Below are 1,098 nucleotides of genomic sequence, written 5' to 3' on the forward strand. Positions count from 1 at the left end.
AATGGCAAAGGAAAAGTTCGAGCGGACCAAGCCGCACGTGAACGTGGGCACGATTGGTCACGTGGACCATGGCAAGACGACGCTGACGGCGGCGATCACCACGGTGCTGTCGCGCAAGTTCGGTGGCCAGGCCAAGGCCTATGACCAGATCGACGCGGCTCCGGAAGAAAAGGCCCGCGGCATCACCATCAACACCGCCCACGTGGAATACGAAACGGCCAACCGCCACTACGCCCACGTCGACTGCCCCGGCCACGCCGACTACGTCAAGAACATGATCACCGGTGCCGCCCAGATGGACGGCGCCATCCTGGTGTGCTCGGCCGCTGACGGCCCGATGCCCCAGACCCGCGAACACATCCTGCTGTCCCGCCAGGTGGGCGTGCCCTACATCATCGTCTTCCTGAACAAGGCCGACATGGTGGACGACGCCGAACTGCTGGAACTGGTCGAAATGGAAGTGCGCGAGCTGCTCTCCAAGTACGACTTCCCCGGCGACGACACCCCCATCATCAAGGGCTCGGCCAAGCTGGCCCTCGAAGGCGACACCGGCGAGCTGGGTGAGCAAGCCATCATGAAGCTGGCCGATGCGTTGGACACCTACATCCCCACGCCCGAGCGCGCTGTGGACGGCACCTTCCTGATGCCGGTGGAAGACGTGTTCTCCATCTCCGGCCGTGGCACCGTGGTGACCGGCCGTATCGAACGCGGCGTGATCAAGGTCGGCGAAGAAATCGAAATCGTCGGCATCAAGGACACCCAGAAGACCACCTGCACGGGCGTGGAAATGTTCCGCAAGCTGCTGGACCAAGGTCAGGCTGGCGACAACGTCGGTATCCTGCTGCGCGGCACCAAGCGTGAAGACGTCGAGCGCGGCCAGGTGCTGTGCAAGCCCGGCTCCATCAAGCCGCACACGCACTTCACCGGTGAGGTGTACGTGCTGTCCAAGGACGAAGGTGGCCGTCACACGCCGTTCTTCAACAACTACCGCCCGCAGTTCTACTTCCGTACCACCGACGTGACCGGCTCCATCGAGCTGCCCGAAGGCAAGGAAATGGTCATGCCTGGCGACAACGTGTCGATCACCGTCAAGCTGAT

1 protein-coding gene is annotated in these 1,098 nt (G+C 62.9%); it reads left to right on the forward strand.

What is annotated here, in order from left to right; genetic code table 11:
• Position 1: 1 nt before the first annotated feature.
• Positions 2 to 1,098 (forward strand): elongation factor Tu (gene tuf / locus L0977_RS25325; RefSeq protein WP_234267694.1); only part of this gene is annotated, 1,097 nt, incomplete at its 3' end.

Origin of the sequence: Hydrogenophaga sp. NFH-34, assembly GCF_021401345.1 — a bacterium.
GTDB lineage: Bacteria > Pseudomonadota > Gammaproteobacteria > Burkholderiales > Burkholderiaceae_C > Hydrogenophaga > Hydrogenophaga electricum.